This window comes from Streptomyces fuscigenes (assembly GCF_021556455.1).
Classification (GTDB): domain Bacteria; phylum Actinomycetota; class Actinomycetes; order Streptomycetales; family Streptomycetaceae; genus Streptomyces; species Streptomyces fuscigenes.
Genome location: NZ_JAKGCV010000574.1, coordinates 1 through 2,957, shown reverse-complemented (window position 1 = coordinate 2,957; position 2,957 = coordinate 1). Strand labels below are relative to the sequence as shown.

The 2,957-nt window shown below is 78.7% G+C and carries 1 protein-coding gene; it reads left to right on the top strand.

Features of this window, described 5'->3' with window-relative positions:
- Window positions 1-353: 353 nt before the first annotated feature.
- On the top strand, window positions 354-2,957 hold a 2,604-nt coding region (locus L1885_RS26460), incomplete at its 3' end, for an ATP-binding protein (protein ID WP_235799687.1).

Here is a 2,957-nt window from a genome sequence, read left to right as displayed (position 1 = left end):
GGGCGGCCGCCGCCCACGTCCCGCCCGTCCCGTGCCGCCTGCCGCCCGCCCCCTGCCGCGCCGCGCTCGGGTGCGTCGTCACCCGCAAGAGACGGCCACCGGCGTCCACGGGCCGCGAGGGGCCGCGAGGGGCCGCGTACCCCCGGTCTGCCGTGCGGCGCGCGGGCCCGCACCCGGCGCTCGGCCCCGGCGGCGGGGCACAGTACTCCGCCAGGACCGTCCGCGCGGCCGACGCGCCGAAGAACGCGGTAATCGCGGCGGATCACTGCCCCGCGGGCGCGCCCGCGGCTACCCTCGTCTCCTCACGGTTCGGGAAGTGAGCGGTGGCGCACGTGCGAGAGGGGAACAGGCCGATGGATTTCCGGTCCCGCCTCCCGCACGGCCTGCCGCTTCTGGAGCGTGAGCCCGAACTGGCGGCCGCCGCCCGGGCCGTGGGAGCCCTGTGCGGCGACATCGGCGCCGGCGGCCGGCCCACGGGCGGCGTCCTCGTCTACCGCGGCGCCGCGGGCCTCGGCAAGACGGCCCTGCTGTCGCGGGTGCGCGCGGTCGCGGGGGACCGCTGCGTGGTGTGGTCCGCGCGCGGCGGGGAGACGCTGTCGTCGGTCCCCTTCCACGTCGTGCGCCAGCTGCTGCAGCCCGCGCTGACCGCCGGCCCCCGCGAACTGCTGGGCGACTGGTACGACGTGGTCGGCCCCGCCCTCGGCGTCGCGCCGCCCGGCGCCCCCTACGGCGACCCGCGGGCCGTGCGCGACGGCCTCGACGTCCTCGCGCGCGGCCTCGCCGACGTCTACGGCCCCCTCGTGCTGCTCGTCGACGACGCGCAGTGGGCGGACCCGGAGACGCTGTCGTGGCTGGCCTCGTTCGCCGCGATGCCCGGCCCGGACCTCCCGGTCCTGCTGGTCGTCGCCTACCGCGACGAGGGCCTCCCGGCACCCGCGGCGGGTCTGCTCGAACGCGTCGGCGAGGCCGCCCGGCTGCGCGCCACCCTCAAGGCCCTCACCCCCGAGGCCACGGGAAGGCTCGCCCGCGCGGCCCTCGGCCCCGGCGCCGACCCCGACTTCTGCCACGAGGTGTGGGCGCTCACCCGCGGCAACGCGTACGAGACGGTGGAGCTGCTGGCCCGGGTGCGCGACAGCGGCCTCGACCCGGTGGGCGGGTCCGCGCCCGCGCTGCACGACCTCGCGGCCACCACGCGCGGCACGGGCCTCGTGCGGCGCCTGGCCGAACTCGGCACCGCCACCACGCAGTTCGCCAGAGCCGTGGCCGTCCTGGGCGCCGGCGCCCCGTTCGGCACGGCCAGATCCCTCGCCGGGATGGGCCGGGCGGAGGCCGAGTCCTGCGCCGCGCGGCTGCGCGCCGCCCGGATACTCGCGGCGGGCGAACCGCTGGACTTCGTGCACCCCCTGGTCGCGAGCGCCGTCTACCGCTCCATCCCGGCGGCCACCAGGACCGCGCTGCACGGCCGCGCCGCCTGGGCCGTCGTCCGCGGCGGGGGCGGGGCGGCCGCCGCGGCCCCGCACCTGCTGGAGGTCCACCCCGACGGCGATCCGGAGCTCGTCCAGCAGCTGCGGGACGCCGCGGCCGAGCACCTCGCCGTGGGCGCGCCGGGCGCCGCACGCCGCTGCCTCGAACGTGCCCTGGAGGAACCGCCGCCGCCCGCGGTGCGCGCGGAAGTCCTCTACGAACTGGGCTGCGCCTCGCTGCTCACGTCGCCCGCGACCACCGCGGGGCACCTGCGCGACGCCCTCGACACGCCGGGCTTGCGCGGCGGCCACCGCGTCGACGCCGTCCTGCGCCTCGCGCAGGCCCTCGTCCACGACAACCGCAGCGCGGAGGCGGTGCGCATGGTCTCGGCGGAGGCCGAGGTGTGCATGCCCGGCCCGTTCAGGGACCGGCTGGTCGCCGCCCGTTTCCTGTGGGAGGGCATCCGGGCCGACGAGGCGGACGCCGGGCTGCGTTCGCGCCGCCTCGCGGCGGCCGCGGAAGGACTGACCGGGGCCGACAGCACCGAGCGGGTGCTGCTGACCCTGCGGGCGTTCGACGCGGCCGTGCGCGGGGAGAGCGCCGCCACGGCCGTCGCCGCCGCCGAACGGGCCCTGCCCGGCGGCCGGCTCGCGCCCGGGATGCGCTGGACGGACACCGAGTGGAGCTTCGAGGTGCCCGCGCTGCTGGGCCTGACGTACGCCGTCACCGACCGGCTGGAGCGCGCCGAGGCGCTGTTCGGCGAGGCGCTGGAGGAATTCGAGCTGTCCGGCTGGAGCGGCGGGCACCTCGCGCTGGCCCGGGCGATGGCCGGATACGTCGACCGCAGACGCGGCAGGCTCGTCCGCGCCGAGGAGCATCTGCGCCGGGCCCTGTCGCTAGCCGAGAGCCTCGGCAGCGAGCTGCCCGTCCACGGGGAGGCCGTCTGCGTCCTCGTGGACACGCTGCTCGCCCGCGGCCACGTGGACCGCGCCGCCGCCTGCGCCGAGCGTTACGGATTCGCCCCGCCGTACCCCAACACGATGCTGCTGCCCGACGCGGCCTGCGTGCGCGGCAGGCTGCTGCTGGCGCGGGGCCGCGCCGAGGAGGCCATCGCCGAGCTGGAGGCCGCCGGGCGCTGTCTGACCGGCCGGGAGCGGCACAACGTCGTCGTGGGCCCCTGGGCGCTCGACCTGGCACGGGCCCTCGCGATCACCGACCCGGGCCGGGCCGGCGACCTGGCCGGGTACGCGCTGCGCGAGGCGGAGCGCTTCGGCACCCGCAGCGCCGTCGGCACGGCCCTGCTGTGCGCGGCGTCCCTGGCCGGCGGCGCCGAGCGGATCGGGCTGCTGGAGCGGGCCGTCGGCCACCTGGAGGCGTCCCCCTGCGCCTACGAACTGGCGCAGGCGCGCGTCGAGTACGGCATAGCGGCCGGGTTCGGCGCGGAAGTCGCGGTGGGCCTGGAGCTGGCCGAGCGCTGCGGCGCCGACGGCCTC